13 protein-coding genes are annotated in these 19734 nt (G+C 74.8%); 2 read left to right on the top strand and 11 right to left on the bottom strand.

The features are described from left to right. The first annotated feature begins 24 nt into the window (after positions 1–24). Positions 25–1077 carry an FAD-dependent oxidoreductase gene (locus OHA98_RS39295; RefSeq protein ID WP_266932945.1) on the top strand — a complete coding sequence of 351 codons (1053 nt, stop codon included), beginning with the start codon at positions 25–27 and terminating at the stop codon, positions 1075–1077. 146 nt (positions 1078–1223) lie between these two features. Further along, entirely contained in the window at positions 1224–1670 is a 447-nt protein-coding gene (locus OHA98_RS39290; protein ID WP_266932943.1) for a DUF3291 domain-containing protein, read from the top strand. 267 nt (positions 1671–1937) lie between these two features. On the opposite strand, the gene OHA98_RS39285 is transcribed toward OHA98_RS39290, so the two are convergent. The 11 genes from OHA98_RS39285 to OHA98_RS39235 all read right to left on the bottom strand — a co-directional run bounded on the left by OHA98_RS39285 (position 1938) and on the right by OHA98_RS39235 (position 19730). Continuing rightward, positions 1938–2924, bottom strand: a complete 987-nt coding sequence (locus OHA98_RS39285) for a hypothetical protein (RefSeq protein WP_266932942.1) — start codon at positions 2922–2924, stop codon at positions 1938–1940. Between the two features lie 354 nt (positions 2925–3278). After that, a complete protein-coding gene (locus tag OHA98_RS39280) occupies positions 3279–3809 on the bottom strand; it encodes a hypothetical protein (protein ID WP_266932941.1) in 531 nt (176 codons plus the stop codon). Positions 3810–3887: 78 nt separating this feature from the next. After that, positions 3888–4013, bottom strand: coding sequence for a hypothetical protein (locus tag OHA98_RS39275; RefSeq protein WP_266932940.1), 126 nt, complete (start codon positions 4011–4013; stop codon positions 3888–3890). 272 nt (positions 4014–4285) lie between these two features. Then, entirely contained in the window at positions 4286–5617 is a 1332-nt protein-coding gene (locus OHA98_RS39270) for an MFS transporter (protein WP_266932939.1), read from the bottom strand. Further along, a complete protein-coding gene (gene ltaE, locus OHA98_RS39265) occupies positions 5614–6741 on the bottom strand; it encodes a low-specificity L-threonine aldolase (RefSeq protein ID WP_266932938.1) in 1128 nt (375 codons plus the stop codon). The genes OHA98_RS39270 and ltaE overlap by 4 nt, the downstream gene beginning before the upstream one ends. Beyond that, on the bottom strand, positions 6731–8209 hold the full coding sequence (locus tag OHA98_RS39260; RefSeq protein ID WP_266932937.1) for an argininosuccinate lyase: 1479 nt from the start codon (positions 8207–8209) through the stop codon (positions 6731–6733). The genes ltaE and OHA98_RS39260 overlap by 11 nt, the downstream gene beginning before the upstream one ends. After that, positions 8206–9552 (bottom strand): ATP-grasp domain-containing protein, encoded by a 1347-nt coding sequence (locus OHA98_RS39255; protein ID WP_266932936.1) that lies wholly within the window; start codon positions 9550–9552, stop codon positions 8206–8208. The genes OHA98_RS39260 and OHA98_RS39255 overlap by 4 nt, the downstream gene beginning before the upstream one ends. After that, on the bottom strand, positions 9549–10628 hold the full coding sequence (locus OHA98_RS39250) for a pyridoxal-phosphate dependent enzyme (protein ID WP_266932935.1): 1080 nt from the start codon (positions 10626–10628) through the stop codon (positions 9549–9551). The genes OHA98_RS39255 and OHA98_RS39250 overlap by 4 nt, the downstream gene beginning before the upstream one ends. 10 nt (positions 10629–10638) lie before the next feature. Then, the gene (locus OHA98_RS39245; RefSeq protein ID WP_266932934.1) at positions 10639–11565 is read right to left on the bottom strand and encodes a GHMP kinase; all 927 of its coding nucleotides are present in this window, start codon (positions 11563–11565) and stop codon (positions 10639–10641) included. 42 nt (positions 11566–11607) lie between these two features. Beyond that, positions 11608–16440, bottom strand: a complete 4833-nt coding sequence (locus OHA98_RS39240) for a non-ribosomal peptide synthetase (protein ID WP_266932932.1) — start codon at positions 16438–16440, stop codon at positions 11608–11610. After that, entirely contained in the window at positions 16437–19730 is a 3294-nt protein-coding gene (locus OHA98_RS39235) for an amino acid adenylation domain-containing protein (protein WP_266932930.1), read from the bottom strand. The genes OHA98_RS39240 and OHA98_RS39235 overlap by 4 nt, the downstream gene beginning before the upstream one ends. Between the last annotated feature and the right edge of the window lie 4 nt (positions 19731–19734).

Raw genomic sequence — 19734 nt, 5'->3', positions numbered from 1 at the left:
CGCGGAGGAAACAGAGGTGGGCGAATGGGCCTGGAGAACGTGCTGCGCGTCGCCGTGGTCGGCTCGGGCGTGCTGGGGGCGGCGGTGGCGGACGAGCTCGTGCGCCGCGGCCTGTCCGTCGTCGTCTGCACGGCGGAGGAGTCGCGGCCGCCGGTGACGGATGCGGCGTTCGGCTGGCTCAACTCGCACGGGTCGGCGGCGGAGCCGCCGTCGGGCGCGCGCGATCAGGACGAGCTCGCCCGGTCGCTCGGCGTGCTGCGCACCGTCACGGCGACGCCGCCGTTGCGCGGCCTCATCGCTTGGAACGGCGCCGTGAGCTGGGCGTCGACCGCGGCCGCGACGGCTCGGTTCGCCGAGCAGTCGGGGCCCGGCGTCGCGACCGTCGGGGCGGAGGCCCTGCGGCGGATCCTCCCCGGCCTGCGGGTGCCGCCGCCGGTCGTCGCCCATGCGAGCGACGAGGGCATGGTCGAGCCGGACGACCTGCGCCGCGCGTTCCTCGCCCGCGCGCGGGCCGGCGGGGCCACCGTCGTCGCCGCCCGGGTGGATCGCGTCCGGGCACGGCGGGCCGGCGGCTACGAGCTGTGGGGCACCGGAGCGGCGCTGGTCGTCGATCGGGTCGTACTCGCCTGCGGGACGGGCCTGCCCGCCCTCGCGGAGCAGTTCGGCGAGCACATCGACGTGCCCGGCGTCCCGGCCGCGCGCTTCACCTTCACCGCGCCGGAACTGCGCCTGGACCGGGTGGTGTCCACGCCGTCCTTCGAGATCCGGCCGTCCGCCCGGCACGGCTTCGTCGGCGCCGAGGACGTGGTCCCGGGAGAGCCGGAGTCGGCGACGCGGGCGCGGGTGCGTACGTCCCTGAGTGCCGTGACGGAGGCGTTCGGGCTGCCGCGGGAACCGGTGCTGGAGGGCATGACCATCGGCATGCGCCCGATCCCGGCGGGCGACGGCGTGCTCTGCGCCCCGCTGGCGAGCGCTCCGGGGGTCGTCGCACTGGCCGCGCACCCCGGGGTGACGCTCGCGGCCGCACTGGCGCAGCGTGCGGCGGAACAGCTCGGGGAGTCCGCCGGCTCGGAGTAGCCGGGGTCCTCGGGCTGCGGTTGCGGTGCCCCGCGAGGCATCGAGAATGAGTGCGTGAGGCGGATTGCTCCCGTATGCGTGTTTCATGCCGGTCATAGGACCCGGAAACACCGGCGGGGCCTCCGTCGAGAAGGAGGTGGGACCGTATGCCGACGCTTCCCTGGGCGACACCGAACCCGGCTCCACCACACACCGGGGCGTACGTCATGGCGTCCCGTTTCACTCTGAGGTCCCGGCGGGACGTGCCTCGGTTCTTCCTGAAGTCCCTGCAGGCATGGCGGCAGGTGCGGTCCGCGCCGGGCGCGTTCGGCGCCTCCCTCGTCGCCCGGCCCCTGGCCGGTGTCTTCCTGACCCTGTCCGCGTGGGAGAACCGCGACGCCCTGTACGTCTTCGCGGGGACCGAGCCCCATCGGAGCATCATGGACGCCGTACGGCCCACCATGCGCGCGGGGACCTTCACCTTCTGGGAAGTCTCCACCGACGATCTTCCGCTCACCTGGGACGACGCCCGGCGGCGTCTCGACGCGCAGGCCGCCGCCGACGCCGCCGCCGACGCCGCCGCCGAGGGGCCGGCCACCGCGTCGGACGGCTGACGGCTCCCGAGCCCCGGTGCCTGTTGTGCGGGCCTACGGCCGACGCATCGGGTGGACCGTCGGTTTGCGCCACGAGGTCGCGGAATCCAGCGGCGCACCACGGGACAGCCCTGCGGCCACCGCCCGCAGCCGACCCGCGCGAACGGCCGCCGCCGTCCCGTCGGAACGGGGAGCGGCGGCGGCCGAGGAGCGTGTCAGGCGTTCAGGTCCGGAACGTCGACCGCGTCCCGCTCGGCCGGGTCGTCGGCCGGCCGGGGCGGAACCGGGTCAGTGCTTCGGTGGGTTTGTGACCACCCAGTCGGAATTCCGGAAGTGAGTGGAGATCCCGTTCCCCTCCTGAGACTTGTCGGGGGGTCCGGAGCTGGGGAACAGCGACGGCGCGATGGGCCGGCCCAGCCGCTCCTCCCATACGGTCGACCACTTTTCGAGGTCCGGGAAGGCCTCCTGAACCGCTGTCCGGTTGACGAAGCTGTACTTCTGATGAATGAACCCCTTGCGGATGTCCTCATCACTGAGCTTTCCTGCGCTCTTCAGCTCATCCCACTTCACCCGGGCCTCGGCCACCATGATGTCGGACGAGATATGGAAGTCCCCGTCGCTGGGTCCGAACGGCTTCCCGTTCTCGTCGAGCATCCCCAGTTTGTGCAACGCGCCGAACGGGCGGCGCGCCGGGCGCTCGACGGGAGGTGTGGAGCCCATCCACTCCTGGAACCTCGCCAGCGCCACCGGCTGCCCTGCCAGGTCCCGTTCGGTCGGGAAGTCCTTGTGGCGGCCCGAGAAGAAGAACGCCCATGATCCCTGGAGTCGTACGTCATAGTCCTGGGGGCGCTCACAGGCGGAGCACAGGACCCTGAACAGGGACGCCGACATGCGCTTGAACTGGTGCGGAGTCGTACCCAACGGCGCCTCGTAGTGGCGCCACCACCCGACCTGCTGCCGCGTCAGCCCGAGGAACTCCAGGTCCCGGGGCTGGATGCGGTATCCCGTGTCATCGCGTGGCCATGCGCGGCTCCCCTCGCTCTGACTTCCCGGGACCCTGCCGTCGGCGTCGATGAGCCCCTCGGCCTGGGCTTTCTGACGCCTTTTGAGAAAGCCCGGGTCCTCGTCGGCCGACGGACCCGCCAGGACGGCCTGCCCATGGACGCTCGTTGTGACCGGCCAGGAGGTTACCGCCGCGGTCGGGGCAACCGCGGGACCCGAGAGAACCAGTGCCGCAAGGGCGAGTACTCCCAGCCTCAGACGCTGACGTGACACTCTTTCGCCTCCAGTGGAAAACACACTTCGCATGGCTCGCGCTTCTCGCGTTCCATGACTCAGAGTTACGCATATCACCGCGTGTCACCGTCACAGCCACGCCGACCTTGACGGCCCGAGCCACACGGTGCCCGGAGGCGGGGCGTGTGCCGTGGGTGATCACCGGGCCGATCATGGGTGACCTGTCATCGTCGGGCGGCGTTTCCGGGGGCGACCACCGGAACGGGTGAACCTCGGACCGACCGCCTCGGGATCGACGATCGTGGGCAGTTGGGCCGGCGAGGTGCCCGTACCGCCGCATCAGGCCATCGACGGACAGGGCGGCGCCGCGGGAAGCAGCGGCGGAACATCTGCTCACCCCGTGCCGGGCAGGGACAGTTCGAGCAGCAGGGTCGGCTTTCTGACCTCCGACATCTCGCACATGAACCCCCGGGGCACGTACACCGCCTCGCCCGTACGCAGGCGCAGGCGCAGCGGCCCCGGCCGCCGGCCGGCAGCGGCGGTGGAGTCGTCCCCGCCGGCGTCGAAGGGGGCGACGCGGACCCACAGCGCACCCCGGACGGACAGCAGGAGCGTGTCCCACTCGGTCCGGTAGACGACCTCGGGGCCGCCCGGCGCCTGCCCGGTGAGCATCCGCCAGGCGGCCGTCACCGGTTCGCCGAGCCGGTCCGCGAGGCGGTCCGCGAGCCGCGCGGCGACGGCGCGGGCCGACGGGCCGCGGTTGCTGTCGGCGAGGGCGGGTGCGGTGCGCCGGCCGGCCACGATCCGTGCCAGCAGGTCCGCGCCGCGCGGCCACACCACGGCGATCCGGTCGCGGCCGTGCGCCGACAGGGAGAGCTCCACATCCGCGAGGAGCAGGTCGAGCTCACCGTCGGGCAGTGGCATTCCGTCCGCTCTCCTCCCGTACGGCGGGACGGCCGGCCGTTCCGCCGCTCGCGGGCCGGCCTCCACGCCCGGTCCTCGTCACCTCCTGCCGGACGGCGCGTACCGCGGTCCCGGCGCACAGCCGCCCCAGCCGCTGTCGGGGTCCTCGGGCGCGGTGCGCGCGATGCCGTCCTGCACGGGCATCAGGGGCAGACGTAACGTCATCGTGTTCCCACTCCTTCTCGGGTCCATGGTCGCGGGGCCGTGCGTGAGGCGCCCGCGCCCTCGCGGTCACCGTCGATTCTGGCCGTGCGCGACACCGGCCGGCCGGCCTCGGACCGCTCACCTAGTTGCAGGTCACCAAGGCCCCCGGGGGAGGAAGAAGGAATATTGAGCTTGTGTCACATATCGGCCGACGCGGTCGTGCGATGCTGCTGCTCCTCCCCCCTCTCTCTCGTCTCCCCCCTCTCTCTCGTCTCTCTCGTCTCTCTCCCCTGTCACCTGCGCCCGGGGTCCGGAACCGTGTCATCCGGTGTCGCGTCGGGTGGTGTCGCGTCATCCGGTGTCGCGTCGGGCGGTGTGAAGTCCCGCATCCCGCGCAGCGGCGAGCACAGCACCCACACGGCGGAGAGACAGGTGCCCACGGCGGCGATCCACAGGGTGGCGCGGATGCCGAGAAGTCCGCCGAGTGCGCCACCCGCCAGCGCACCGGCCGTCAGGGCGCCGAAGCCCATGAAACGGACGGTGGCGTTGACCCGGGCCAGCATGTCCTCGCGGCAGGCGGCCTGGCGGTAGCTGACCTGGGCGACGTTGTAGACGACATAGCCGTACCCGGTGACGAAGAGCCCGGCCAGGGCCGGTGCGAGCATCAGGTGCGGGCCGGCCAGGGGGACGAGGAGCAGCCAGGGGAACGTGGTCAGCGGGATGAGCCACACGGCCCGTGCCTGGCCGACGCGCAGGACGACGCGGTGCGCGGTCAGCGCTCCGAGGACGCCGCCGACACCCACCACGCTCAGCGTCGCGCCGACGGCGGCGTCGGAGAGCCCGAGGGTGTGGGTCAGGAAGAACACCTGGACGGCGCCCAGGACGCCGCTGAACAGGTTGGTGGTGGCGGTGCACGCGGTGATGGCCCGCAGCGTGCGGACGCGGGCGGTGAAGCGCAGGCCCTCACGGATCTCCGCGAGGAGCGGCGGGCCCCCGGCGGGGGCGGGTGCCGCCGGGTCCGGTTCGCGCACCCGGCCCAGCAGCAGGGCGGCCACCAGTTGTCCGAGCGCGGACCCGGCCACCGGGAGCGCGGGACCGGCCAGTTGGACGAGCGTCCCGCCGATGCCGGGGCCGGTGATCTGGGCGAGGGACTGGCTGGACTGGAGCTTGGCGTTGCCTTCGAGGAGCCGGTCGCGGTCGACCAGGACCGGCAGGTGCGACTGGTAGGCGACATCGAACAGCACCGCGCAGACACCGCACAGCAGGGCCACGACGACCAGTTGGGAGACGGACAGCACGCCGCACCACCAGGCCAGGGGAATCGTGCACATCAGCGCGGCGCGGGCGAAGTTGGCCCGCCGCATCAGGCGCCGCTGCCGGGCCCGCGCGACCCACACCCCGGCGGGCAGCCCGATCAGCAGGTAGCCCGCGGTCTCGGCGGCGCCGAGGAGCCCCATCTCCATCGGGGTGGCCGCCAGGGTCGTGGCGGCCACCAGGGGGAGGACGGTGTTTCCGACGTACGTGCCGAACTGGCTGACCGTGTCCGCCCCCCAGAACACCCGGAACGCCCGGTGGGAGCCCAGGCCGGCCGCGCGGGACTCGGCGGCCGGGGCCGGCACACTCACCGCGCGGCGCCCTGTGCGGCGGGCGCGGCGGCGGGCGCCGCGGCCGGCGCGGCGGCCAGGACGTCCGCGAGCACCTCGACGGCGCGGTCGACGTCGTCGGCGGTGACGCCGGAGTGGGTGACGGCGCGGATACGGTCGCGGCCCAGTTCCGCGAGGCGTACGCCCCGGGCCGCCGCGTCCGCGAGGAGGGTCGCGGTGGTGTGCGGGGTGCGGTCGGGGTCCACGGCGAAGAACACCATGTTGGTGCGCGGCGGTTCGGGGTCCAGCCGCAGACCGTCGATGCCGGCGAGTCCGGCCGCCAGGCGGGCGGCGTGGGCGTGGTCGTCGGCGAGCCGCTCGGCCATCTCGGTCAGGGCCACGATGCCGCAGGCCGCGACGAGGCCGGCCTGCCGCATGCCGCCGCCCAGCATCTTGCGGTAGCGGCGGGCGGTGGCGATCGAGGCCCCGTCGCCGGCCAGCATCGATCCGACGGGTGCGGACAGCCCCTTGGACAGGCAGAACTGCACGGTGTCCGCGTGCGCGGCGATGTCGGCGGCCGGTACTCCCAGCGCGATCGCCGCGTTGAAGATCCGGGCGCCGTCGAGGTGCAGGGCGATGCCGTGCGTACGGGCGAGGGCGGCGGCGCGGCCGAGGTAGTCGAGGGGCAGGGGGATACCGCCCCGCCGGTTGTGCGGGGTCTCCAGGCTGAGGACGGCGGGCAGCGCGAACTGCGGGTCGTCGGCGTCGACCTCGCAGGCCTCGGCGACGACGTCCAGCGGCAGGGTTCCGTCGGCGGCGGCGGAGACGGGCTCGTAGACGATGCCGCCGACCACCGAGGCACCGCCGGCCTCGTACACGTAGATGTCGGATTCGGCGCCGACGACGGCCTTGCCGCCGCGCGGGCTGTGGGTGAGCAGTGCCGCGAGGTTGGCCATCGTGCCGCTCGGCATGAAGCAGGCGGCGGGCTTGCCGAGCAGTTCGGCGGAGAGCTCCTCCAGTTCGGTGACGGTCGGGTCCTCGCCGTAGACGTCGTCGCCGAGGCGGGCCCGGCTCGCCGCCTCCAGCATGCGGGGGGTGGGCAGGGTGAAGGTGTCGCTGCGCAGTTCGACGACAGGGTTCATCGGGGTGTGGTCCTCACGCTTCATGGGTCAGGGCGGACACGGCGTCCGCCAGGGCTTCCTCGGCGGCCGCCCAGCGTTCCCGGCGGGCCTCCGCGGCGGCGTGCAGGAGGTCGAGGCGGGCGGTGGTGTCCCGGAGGGCGGCGAGCACGGATGCCGCTCCGGGTCCCCCGCCGGCCGTGGCGGCGGCGACGATCGAGGCGGGGTCCAGGGCGGCGAGCACCTGGGGCGGACGGCCCGTCAGGCGTTCGGCGGCGACCTCCTCGAAGGGCCGCCCGGTGGTGACGGCCGCCCGGCTGATGTCGCCGACCTCGTGGTGGGCGGTGCGGAAGGGCACACCCGCGACGACCAGGCGTTCGGCGAGGGCGGTGGCGGCGGTGTGTCCCTCGGTGGCCCGCCGCAGCATCAGGTCGCCGTCGGGCTCCGCTCCCTCGACGATCAGCCGCAGCAGCAGGACGGCGTCCGTGGTGGCCTCCAGCGCGGGCCACAGCTGGCCGACGGCCTCGGTGCCGACGGCGATCGCGTTGGTGTAGCGGGCGGTGGACATGGCGGTGGTCGCGGCGGTGAGGGCGCCGAGGGCCGCCGCGGCCTTGCCCTGGATGTTCTCCAGGAGGAACGGGTTGCGCTTCTGCGGCATCATCGAGCTGCTGCCGACGAGGTCGTCCGGCAGCCGCAGCAGCGGGTTCTCCGCACTGGTCCACGACTGGAGGTCGTGTGCGGTACGGATGAGGAGCACACCGAGGACGGAGCAGGCGGACAGCAGCCGGAGCACGAGGTCCCGGGACGCGACGGCGTGCAGGGAGTTGGCCAGAGGCTCGGTGAAGCCGAGGAGTTCGGTGGTGCGGCGCGGGTCGACGGGCAGGGTGGTGCCGCCCGCGGCACCCGCGCCGAGGGGGTTCTCGTCGATCTCCCGGCCGGCGTGTTCGAGCTGGTCGAGATCGCGTACGAGGGCGGCGGCCACACCGGCGAGATAGTGACCGTAGGTGGTGGGAACCGCCGGCTGGTGGTGGGTGTAGGAGGGCATCACGGTGGTGTGCCACCGATGGCCCTGGCCGGTGAGCGCACGGCCCAGGGCGTCCGTCTCGGTGAGGAGGCGGTCGTAGGGCCGTCGCAGCTGGAGCCTGAGGACGGTGGCGTTGAGGTCGTTGCGCGACCTGCCGCTGTGCAGCACTCCGCCCGTCCGCTCGCCCAGCGTCTCCACGAGACAGCCCTCGTAGGCGAGGTAGCGGCCCCGGGGGGCGGGTCGGTGGCGCAGGGGTGCGAAGTCGTCGGCGCGCAGCGCGTCGATGCCGGCGAGCAGCCGGGCGGCCGTCTCCCGTTCCACGACGCCCTGTTCGGTGAGCATGACGACATGGGCGCGGTCGACGTCGCTGGTGGGCCGGAGTTCGGCGGCGACCGGGTCGTCGGGGGTACGCAGATGCCGCTCGAAGAGGATCTCGGCGGCGGCGGGGGCGACGGCGGACGTCAGCCGGCCCGTGGCGGCGCGGGCGGTCATCGGGTCGCCTCCTCGGCGGGCCGCAGTGCTGTGCGCAGCCGGGCCAGTCCGGTGTCGGCGGCGCGCGCCGCGTCCTCGGCGGCCGGGGCGGTGGCGATGACGTGTCCGACCCGGTCGCGGTGGTCGTGGTGCGGGACGAGCAGTTCGCCGCGCCGTCCGGTGAGGGTCTGTTCGGTGACGTGGCGCGCCTCGGTGCCGTACGGTGCCGCGCCGTCCGGCGGTCCGTCCGGCGGTCCGTCCGGCGGTCCGTCCGGCGATCCGGACGGCGGCCCGTCAGGTGGTCCGGCCAGGTACGACGGGGTGTCGACGGCCAGGAAGCGCAGCGAGGAGTGCAGGGCGGTGGACGGTTCCGGTTCCTCGTGGCGGCCCAGTGCCGCGGCCACCTGGGCGCGGACGAGGTCGACGGAGAGTGCGGAGCGGATCAGTTCGGGGATCATGCCCCCGGCGAGGCGGGGGTTGACCTCGATCAGGACGGGGCCGGCCGGGCCGAGGCGCAGTTCGGCATGGGCCGCGCCGAAGCCGAGGCCGAGTGCCTTGACCGCCAGCACGGCGGTTTCGGCCAGCAGTCCGGCCCGTGCCGGGGGCAGCGGTGCGGGCACGTCGTGTCCGGTCTCCACGAAGTGCGGGGCGGCGCCGAGGTGTTTGGCGACCACGGTGACCGGGGTGTGGGCGAACACCTCCACGGAGAACTCCGGCCCGTCGACGTACTCCTCCACGAGGAATCCGGGCGCGGTCGGCATCCCGCGTTCGTTGTGGGTGCGGGCGAGCAGGCGTGCGGCGTGCGCGGCCGTCTCCTCCCGGGTCGTGCACAGCCGTACGCCCGTGCTGCCGGAGCCGTCGGCGGGTTTGAGGACGACGGGGAAGCCGGTCCGGCCGGCGGCGTCGAGGGCCGCCTCGACGGAGGTGACCAGGCTGTGGGCGGCCACCGGGACCCCGCCCGCGGCGAGCGCGGCGCGCTGCCTGCCCTTGTGGCGGCAGCGGGCGACGGCCTCCGGGTCCGGTCCCGGCAGGCCGAGCGCGGCGGCCGCGGCGGCGGCGACCGGGACGAAGTAGTCGGAGCTGGTGGTCAGGCCGGCGGGCGGGCCGCCGGGCAGCGCGGCGAGCGCGGCGAGTACGGCGGCGGGCGTCGAGGTGTCCGCGCGGACCACGTCGAGGCCGTCGTCGCGGGCGTAGGCGTAGCGGCCGGGGTCCTCCGCCAGCAGGAGGGGCCGGGCGCCGAGCTCCCGCGCGCGCCGGGCGAACAGCCGCCCGGTGCCGGAGGTGTTGGACTCGACCAGGACCAGGGTCGGCAGGGTGATCGGGGTCGGCAGGGTCGGTGGGGTGATCGGGGTCGGTGGGGTCATCGGGGCTCCCTGGGGGCGGTGGCGGCGTGGTCGGTCCCCGGTGCGCGGAGGGCGTCGTCCAGACTGCGGCGGCGCCACTCCATGCGGGCCCAGTCGCCGAGGGCCTGTTCCGGGTGGGTGACGGTGCGCGGCGCGGTGGCGGGCGGCGCGTCGAGGAAGCCCCGGGCGGCCAGCCACTCGTCCTGGTAGACGGAGTCCTGGTAGCGGTGTCCCTCGTCGGGCAGCAGGGCCACCACCTGGGCGTCGGGGTGCTGTTCGGCGTACCAGCGGGCGACCAGGAACGCGGCGCCGCTGGTGGGCCCCATGTACAGGGCGTGCCGGGCGTGCAGGTCGCGGGTGGCCCGGAAGACCTCGGTGGGGCCCGCCCAGTGCACCTCGTCGTAGGCGGTGTGCCTGACGTTCGGCGGTACGAGGCTGTTGCCCAGACCCCGCACGGTGCGGGGTCCGTCGGGCTGGCCGAAGATGGCGCTGGGCGAGGTGTCCACGCCGATCAGGCGCAGGCCGGGCTGGAGCAGCCGCAGGAACGCGGCGGTGCCGCCGGTGGATCCGCCGGAGCCGACCGGGCCGACGAGGCAGTCCACGAGCCCGAGGCTCTCGGTGAGCTGCTCGGCGACGGCGGCGTAGGCGTTGGGGTTGTCCGGGTTGTGGTACTGGCCCGGGACGTAGTGGTCGGGGTACTCGGCGCGCAGCTCCTCCAGCCGGTCCAGCCGGGCCCGTTGGAACCCGCCCTGCGGGCTGGGCTCCGTGCAGATCTCCACACGGGTGCCCAGCTCCTCCAGGCGCACGCGGAGCACGGGGTCGATGGCCGGGTCTCCGACGATGACCAGGGGGTAGCCGCGCAGCCGGCAGACCATCGCCAGGCCGAGCGCGAAGGTGCCGGAGGAGGTCTCCAGGACGGTGGTCCCCGGGGCGAGTTCGCCCCGCTGCTCGGCCCGGTCGAGCATGAACCGGGCCGGCAGCAGCTTCATCAGGCTGAAGGCTGCCCCGCACAGATTGGGGCCGAGGCGGATCAGGCGGGGCAGGACCGTCGCGTCGACGATGGAGTCACTGGGTGCGGACAGAACGGGCGAAGGCATGGTCTGCGTCTCATCCTTTGGTGGTGAAGTACCAGGTGTCCTCGACGCCCAGCGCGGCGAGCCGCTTGCGGGCGTCGTCGGTGCGGGCGGCGAGGCCGGGCGGGCGGGGGTCGAAGAGCAGGCCCGCGATGTCGCCGCTGTGCGCGATCTGGAGGCCGGCGGCGCCCGCCTCCTCGCCGGCCCGGAGGAGATCCTCCAGTCCCGACACGGGAAGGTGGCGCTGGTTGAGCCGGGCGCTGGCGGTGGCCACCCGGCCGATCAGGCCGACGTCGCCCGTACGGATCGCGCGCCGGGCCAGGCCGAGGAGCGGGCGGAACGCCTCGATCTCCCAGACGGTGTAGCGGGCCGGGGGCAGTTCGAGTGTGGCGACGCCGGCGCCGTCCCGGCTGGTGCCGAAGCCGAGCACGGCCAGCGGCATCAGTCCGCCGCCCATGTCCTCGACGACCTCGCCCTTGCGGTGGGCGAAGAGGACGGCCCGGTCCGGGTACATCAGCGCGTCGGAGGCGGTCTCCGCGGCCACGGCCAGGACGGCGCTCTGGGCCGGGTCGGGGGTACGTCCGGCGGCGTCGTACACCGCGCCGATGGCGGCGAGGACGTCGGCGGTGGACGAGCCCAGGCCACGGCCGGGCGGGATGTTGCTGCTCACCCGGAGGGTGCCGCCCGTGAAGGGGCCGTCCAGCGTGCGCAGGGCCAGCTCGGCGGCGCGGCCCGCCTTGATCCGCCACGGGTCGAGCACGGTGATGTGGTCGGCGGCCGGTGACGGCTCGAAGTCGGCCCGGGAACCGTACAGCGGGCAGGGCAGGGTGAGCAGGGCGCGCCGCAGCCGTCCCCGGGTCTCGAAGACGCCTTGGAGGATCTCTCCGTGGTGGCTGCTGCTGTGGTGGGTGCCGAAGACGCGGACCGCCGTCCTGGCTGTGGCTGTGGTACCGAAGGGCATGACTTCCTCGGGGGGTGGTCGGGTACGGGGCCGGAGCGGTGCTCAGGTCCGGGCGGCCGGCCGCCCGGTGGCGCGCCGGTCCGGCGGTGCGGGCAGCGCGGCCACCGTGACGAAGCGGGCCGGGATCTGGTAGTCGGGAAGCCGTTCGGCGAGGAACTCCACGAGTTCGCCGTCGTCCGGGGCGCGGCCGCCGGAGTGCGGCACGAGGTACGCGTGCAGTTCGCCGCCGGTGGGCAGGACGGCCGCTTCGGCGATCGCGCGGTGAGCGGTCAGCCGGGCGCGGGTCTCGTGGGGCGCGACGCGGAAACCCGAGACGGTCGGCCAGGTCCCGGCGGGGCCCAGCGCCTCGAACTCACCCGTGGGCGTGCGCCGGGCGCGGTGCCCGGTGGGCAGCGGCGGTCCCGACTCGGCGTGCGCGAGGTGCAGTTCACCGGGTACGCCGGGTGGCAGGGGCTCTCCGCGGCCGTCCAGGACGACGGCGGTGACACCGGGGGCCGGGATGCCGACGGGGACGACGGTCCCGTCGTCCCCGGGGGACGGGTGGTGGGTACGGGTCAGGGCCACCGGGAGGGCGGGCGTGCCCAGCCCGGTCGCGAGCCGGCAGGCACCGGCCGCCGCGCGCAGCGCGGACGGGTCGGCGTCCGGGCCGAGGACGAGCAGGGCTTCGGTGCCGTGGGCGAGAGCGGGAAGGTGGTGTGCCAGCAGGGTGTTGGCGGTGGTGTCGGGCAGCAGGAGCGCGCTGAACGGTTCCTCGCGTGCGCCGAGCAGTGCGGCGAGCGGGGTGGCCTGCGGGGCGGTGTGCGGGGCGCCGAGCGGGGTGGCCTGCGGAGCAGCCTGCGGGGCGGATTGCGGAGCAGCGTGCGCGGCGGTGTGCGGAGCAGCGTGCGCGGCGGTGTGCGCGGCGGATTTCGCGGCGGTTCGCGGAGCAGTGGAGCCCGCTGCTTCCTCCGGTAGGTCGAGGGTGCCGCCGCGGCCCAGTGTGGTCCACAGCTCCACCAGGAAGAGGGGGCCGGTCACCGGGTTGACCTGCGGGACCCGCTCCGGGCCGAGCCCGAGGGAGTCCAGCGCGGCCAGGGCGGCCCGGAGGGCGCCGTGGGTCACCCCGGTGCCGTCCGCGACGGCGAGTACGTCCGTGTCGGCGGGGGGCGCGGCGGGCGGACGGGGGCTCCGGGCCGTGGCGCCGGCCACCGGCTCCCGGCCCGTGTCCTCCCGGCCCGCGTCCTCCGGCACCCCGCTCACCAGCACCGTCCCGTCCTCCGGCGCACCGCTCACCAGCACCGCACCGGCCGCCGGTTCCTCCCCAGCGTCGAGCACCGTGCAGACGGCTCCCGTCCGTGCCCCGGCCACCAGGGCCGTGACCAGGCCGGCGCCCGCCGGCAGCCGTACGGCGACGGTCCGGCCGGGTCCCGCGCCGGCGGCGGTGAGCCGGTCGGCGAGGAGACCGGCGCGGGCGCCGAGGTCCGCGTAGGTGAGCGTGTGCGGTCCGGTCCTCAGCGCCGGGGCGCCGGGGCGCTCGGCGATGTGCCGTTCCGCCAGCGCGACCGGACCCGGACCGTCGGCTCCGGTGCCGGACCGCGCGCCGTCGCCGGACCGCGCGCCGTCGCCGGATCGCACGTCAGCGCCGCACCGCGCGCCGTTTCCGGACCGCGCGTCAGGGGTGGCTCCGGTCAGGGGCAGCCGGGAGACCGGCTGGTCCGGGTCGTCGAGGGCGGCGCGCAGCAGGTCCTGGTAGGCCTGGGCCATCCGTCGCATGGTGTCCGCGTCGAAGAGGTCGGCGGCGTACTCCCACAGGACGGTGATCGAGTCGTCCTCGTCGCTGGGACGCAGTCCCACCCGCTGTTCGGCGCGTGGGATGACGACCACGTTCAGGTCGGCCTTGGCGGACCCGTTGTGCTCCACGGACACCTCGCCGCGCAGTCCGGCGAAGTCGAGGTCGGGCACGGCGGAATCATGGAAGCTGAACAGGGCGGAGAACAGCGGGTTGCGCGACAGGTCACGTACCGGCGCGAGGGCCCTGACCAGGCGCTGGAGCGGTACGTCCTGCCAGGCGTAGCCCTCCACGGCGGTGGCGTGCACCCGGGCGAGCAGGGCGCGGAAGGTCGGATCGCCGTCGAGCCGGACGCGCAGCGGCACGGTGTTGACCATCATGCCGATCAGGCGCTCGGCCTCGGTGAGCCTGCGGTTGGCGACGCCGACACCGAGTACGAAGTCGTCCTGGGCGCTGTAGCGCGACATCAGGGCGGCGAACGCGGTCAGCATCATCGAGTAGAGCGTGACGCCGGCCTCCCGGGCCCGGGAGCGCAGCAGGGCGTACTCCTCGGGGGCGAGCCGGAACGAGACCATGCCGCCGCGGAAGGTGAACTCCGGTGGGCGGGGCCGGTCGGTGGGGAGCTCCAGGGCGGCGGGGGCTCCGGCGAGGGCGTCGCTCCAGTGGTCGAGGTAGCGGTCGAGGGTGGGGCCGCTCAGCCAGGAGCGCTGCCAGGCCGCGAGGTCCGCGAACTGGAAGCGGGGCTCGGGCAGGGCGGGCCCGTCGGCGGCGAACACGGCGTACAGGCGGGTCAGTTCGTCGACGAACACGGCGAACGACCAGCCGTCGTGCACCAGGTGGTGCTCCAGGTGCAGCAGGCGGTGTGCGTCGGGTCCGGTCCTGGCCACGACCCAGCGGACCAGCGGGGGCCTCTCCAGGTCGAACGGGCGGGACTTCTCCCGGGCGACCAGGTCCCGCCAGGCGTCCTCGCACGCGGTCCCGGACAGCGCGGAGAGGTCCACCAGCGGTACGTCCAGGTCGATGCCGTCCGGGTCGACGGGGCACTGTGCGGGTACGCCGTCGATCTCCCGGAAGGCGGTACGGAAGATCTCGTGGCGGCGGACGAGTTCGGTGAGCGCGGCCCGCAGGGCGGGGAGGTCGAGCGGGCCCGTGAGGTGGAGTGCGGCCTGGACCCGGTAGGCGGGGTTGCGGGGCGAGATCTGTTCCAGGTACCAGATGCGTTCCTGGGGATAGGACAGGGGCAGGGGGCGGGTGCGGTCGGCGTGCCGCAGCGGGGGCGGGGCGGGCGCGGTGGCCCCGGCCCGGTCGGGGCCGCCGTCGATGAGCGCGGCGACGGCGCGGGGGGTGGCGTGCCGGAACAGCCCGGAGAGGGGGACGTCGGCGCCCAGGTCGTCGCGGAGGCGGGCGGCGAGGCGGCCCACCAGCAGGGAGTGGCCGCCGAGCCGGAAGAAGTCGTCGGTGGCGCCGACGTCGGTGCCGCCGAGCAGCTCCGACATGAGGGCGGCGACGGTCCGTTCGGTCGCGGTGGCCGGTTCCTCGCGGGCCTCGGCGAGCCCCGCGCTGGCCCGGCCGTGCCTCGGCAGGGACTCGCGGTCCACCTTGCCGCTGGGGGTGAGGGGCAGCGCGGGCAGGACGACGACGGCGGCGGGCACCATGTGGGCCGGCAGGCTTCGGGCGCACCACGCGCGCAGTTCCGCCGCGTCGGCGGGGGTCCCGGGGGCGGCGGCGTACCCGACGAGGACCCCGTCGCGGGGGACGACCACGGCGTCGGCGACGGCCGGGTGGGCGCGCAGCACCTCGGCGATCTCGCCGGGTTCGACGCGGAAGCCGCGGATCTTGACCTGGTGGTCGGCGCGGCCCGCGTAGGCGAGGCGGCCGTCGGGCAGCAGCCGGGCCAGGTCGCCGGTGCGGTAGGCGCGCCGGCCGCCCGCGACGGGCACGAAGCGTTCGGCGGTCAGGGCCGGCCGGCCGGCGTAACCACGGGTCACTCCGGCGCCGGAGACGGTCATCTCCCCGGTCCCGCCGGGCGGTACGGGCCGTCCGTCGCTGTCGAGGAGGTCGACGCGCACACCCGGCAGCGGGCGGCCGATGTCGGGCGCCCCGGTGCCGGTCACCTCCCCGGTGGTGGCGCAGATCGAGGTCTCGGTGGGCCCGTAGGCGTTGATCATGCGCCGGCCCCGGCCCCAGTGGGCGGCCACCTCGGCGGGCAGCGCCTCACCCGCGCACACGAGGGTGCGCAGGTCGGGGAGCGCGGTGTCGGGCAGGGCGGCGACGACGGACGGCGGCAGGACGGCGACGGTCGCCCGCGCGCCTGCCAGCAGCTCCAGCAGACCGGGTCCGGGGACGACGCTGTCGGGGCCGGCGAGGACCAGGGCCGCACCGGCGGTCAGGGCGATGCCGTGCTCGCAGACGGAGGCGTCGAAGCTGGACGGCGCGAACTGCAGGACCCGGTCCTCGGCGGTGACGCCCCACTCGGTGCGCATACCGGCCACGGTGGCGGCGACGGTGCCGTGTTCGACGAGCACGCCCTTGGGGCGGCCGGTGGAACCGGAGGTGTAGATGACATAGGCGAGGTCCTGGGGCGTACGCGTGGGCAGGCCGGCGAGCGGAGACGCGTCGGCCGGTACGGGTCCCTCGGGGTCTTCGGAGCCTTCGCGGTCTACGGGATCTACGCGGCCCTCGCGGCCTTCACGGTCTTCGGGGTCTTCGGGGTCTACGGGTCCCTCGCGGCCTTCGGGGTCCAGCAGGCGTACGCCGCCGGGCAGCCGGTCCGCCGAGGGGGCGTCGGCGATCACCAGGGCGGTGCCCGAGTCGCGGAGCATGTACTCCAGCCGGTCCCGGGGGTAGGCCGGGTCCAGCGGGACCCAGGCGCCGCCCGCCCGTGCCACGGCGAGCAGTGCGGTGGCCAGGCCCGGCCCTCGGCTGACGCAGACGCCGACCAGGCTGTCCCGGCCGACCCCGGCGGCGCGCAGCCGCCGGGCGAGCCGGGCCGAGCGGCGTTCCAGGGTGCCGTAGCTGACCGTGGAGCCGGACCAGAGCAGGGCCGGGGCGTCGGGGGTGCGCGCGGCGTGCGCCAGGAACGCCTCGTGCAGCAGGGGGATCGTCATCGTGTCGTACCTCGTTCGCTGTCCGCGGGGACGGGGACCTCGGCGGATCCGGCGAGCAGGTGCCGGACCTCGTCATCGGACATGTCCTCGATCTCGGCGAGGATCAGGTCATGGATGCGTTCCGCCGCCGCGGCGACGGTGGGGCATTCGAAGATCACGCTGAGCGGCAGAGGGGTGGTGAACGCCTGCCGCATACGGTTGACGGCGCGGGTGGCGAGCAGTGAGTGGCCGCCGAGACCGAAGAAGTCGTCCAGCACACCGAGCCGGGGCACGCCGAGCACCTCGGCCCAGATCTCCGCGAGGACCCGTTCGGTCTCGTCGCGGGGTTCGACGTGGTCCGTGTGCGGGTGGTCGGACGGGTCGGGTTCGGGCAGCTCGCCGGGGCTGAGCTTGCCGCTGGCGGAGCGGGGCAGGGCGGGCAGGACGGTGAGGGTGCCGGGCATCGCGTACCCGGGCAGCCGGGCGGTGAGGTGTTCGCGGATCTCCGCGGCCGTGGCCGGCGGGTCGCCGAGGGCGAGGTACGCGGCGAGCCGGAGGTCGCCGGAGGCGGCGCGGCGGGCCACCACCGCCGCGTCCGTGACGGCGGGGTGTTCGCGCAGCGCGGCCTCGACCTCGCCGAGTTCCACGCGTACCCCGCGCACCTTGACCTGACGGTCCATCCGCTCCAGGTAGGAGAAGGTGCCGTCCGGGTTCATCCGCCCCCGGTCGCCGGTGCGGTAGAGGCGTTCGCCGGGCCGGTAGGGGTGCGGTACGAAGGCGCCGGCGGTCTTGGCCGGGTCGCCCAGGTAGCCGCGGGCCAGTCCGGTTCCGGCGATGCACAGTTCGCCGGGGACGCCGGGCGGCAGCGGTACGAGCCGGTGGTCGAGGACCAGTACCTCGTTGTTGTCCATGGGGCGGCCGAGGCGGACCGCTCCGGTGCCCCCGGTGTCGTCCGGTCCGCACACATGGAAGGTGGAGTCGATCGACACCTCGGTGGCACCCCAGGTGTTGTCGAGGCTGACCGTGTCGCCGAACGCGTCGCGGAACCGGCTCACCAGGACGGGGCGCAGCGCCTCGCCGCTGGAGAGCACGCTGCGCAGATGGCGGCGGAGCGCGGTGATGTCGGCGGGGGTGAGTTCCTCCAGGAAGAGTTCCAGCACGCTCGGCACGAACTGGACGTGCACCGCGCGGTGGCGGACCGCGGCGTCCACGAGGGCGCGCGGGTCGCGGTGCAGCCCGGGGGGCAGCAGGGCGACCGTGCCGCCCTCGATCAGCGGCCACAGGATCTCGACGGCGGCGTCGTCGAAGGGCAGGGTCGTCTTGTGCAGGACGGTCTCGCCGGGCCGGAGGCCGTGCCGCCGCTGCATCCAGGCCATGCGGTTGACCCAGCCCCGGTGGGTGCAGGCCACGCCCTTGGGGCGGCCGGTGGAGCCGGAGGTGTAGTAGACGGCGCAGAGGTCGTCGGGGCTGTTGGTCACGGGCAGCGGTTCCGCCGCGGCGGTCGGGTCGACCGTCAGCGCGACGGCGCCCGCCCGGGTCACGGTGCCGGCGTGCTCCGGGGCGGCCAGGCACACGGTGGCCCGTGCGTCGCCGAGGAGGGTGGCGACCCGGGCGGCGGGTGTGGCGGTCTCGACGGGCAGGTAGGCGCCGCCGGCCTTGAGGATGCCGAGGAGGCCCACGACCATCTCGGCCGACCGGTCGATGTGCAGGCCCACGGGCGTGTCCCGGCCGACGCCGTGCGCGGCCAGCCGGTGCGCGACGGCGTTGGCGGCGGCGTCCAGCGCGGCGTATGTCGTCGTGCCGCCGTCGTCGGCGACGAGCGCGACGGCGTCGGGGGTGGCCGCCGCGCGGCGGGCGACCAGCTCGTGCAGGCACGCGCTCGGCGTGTCGGCGGACGGGCGCAGCGACAGGGCGCGCAGAGCGTCCTGTTCGGCGCCGGAGAGGAGCGGAATGTCGTCGAGACGGCTGTCGGGGTGTTCGGCGACATGCTCCAGGAGCCGCTGCAGCCAGCCGGTCAGCCGGTCGACGGTGGTGGCGTCGTAGAGGTCGGTGTCCCAGTTGACGCCGCACCACAGCCCGTCGGGGGTGTGCTCGAAGCTGACGCAGAGGTCGTACTTCGCGCCTTCGTACGGCATCGGCAGCTCGGTCACCGTCAGGCCCGGCAGCCGGGGTGCGCGGCGGCGTCCGCTGCGGAAGTTGACGAGGATCTGGAACAGGGGGGTGCGGGAGGGGTCGCGCTCGGGGGCGATCTCCTCGACCAGCCGGTCGAAGGGCACCTCGGCGTGGTCGTACGCGTCCAGCGACACGTCCCGGATCTGCTCGGCGTACTCCCGGAAGGAGAGGTCCGGGTGCGGCAGGCCGCGCAGCGGCAGCATGTTGATCAGGACGCCGACGAGCCGTTCGGTGGCGGGGTCGTCCCGGCGGGCGTAGGTGGTGCCCGTGGTGACGTCGGTGCGGCCGGTGTACCGGTGCAGGACGGCCTGGACGGCGGCGGTCAGCACCATCGCGGGGGTGGCGCCGAGGGAGCGGCCGAGCGTGGTGAGCCGGTCCGCGACGGCGGGCGGCAGGACGAAGGCGGTACGCCCGGCGCCGCGTCCGGCGCGGACCGGTGGCCTCGGCCGGTCCCCGGGCAGCTCGAACGGGGTGAGGTCGGCGAGGACCTCGCGCCAGTGGTCGAGTCCGCCGGAGTCCGCCTCTTCTGCGGCCAGGGCGTCCAGCCGGGCCGCGGTGGTGCGGTAGGGCTCGGCGGGTACGGACACCGGGAAGCCGGGGTCGGTGGCAGAGCCGGAGCCGGTGGCGGTCTCGGAGCCGGGGTCGGAGTCCGTGGTGAACGCCGCGTATGCGGCGGCGAGTTCCTCGTACAGCAGGGCGCAGGACCAGTCGTCGGCGGCGACATGGTGGACCGTCAGGGCGAGGGTGTGCTCCGCGGGGCCGTGGCGCACCAGCAGGGCGCGCATCGGCGGTCCGGTGGCCAGGTCGACGAGTGTGGTGGCTTCCTGGGCGAGCGCGTGCTCACGGGCGGCCGGGTCGTCGGCGTCCGTCTCGCGGAGCGTGACGGACCCGGGCGGCAGGACCAGCCCGACGGGGGTCCCGCCGTGCGCGACGACGGCGGTGCGCAGCACCTCGTGCCGGGTGACCAGCGCGGTCAGGGCCCGGCGCAGGGCCGGCCGGTCGAGGGGGCCGGCGAGACGCAGCCGGAGCGGGATGAGGTAGTCCGAGGGATGGCTGCTCATCTGGTCGACGAACCAGGTGCGTTCCTGGTCGCGGCTGAGCGGTACCTGGACCCCGGTGGGGCCGAGGGCGGCGGTCACGGTC

Origin of the sequence: Streptomyces sp. NBC_00654, assembly GCF_026341775.1 — a bacterium.
Lineage (GTDB): Bacteria > Actinomycetota > Actinomycetes > Streptomycetales > Streptomycetaceae > Streptomyces.
The sequence above is the reverse complement of the archived record's forward strand: the minus strand, read 5'-3'. Positions and strand labels throughout refer to the sequence as shown.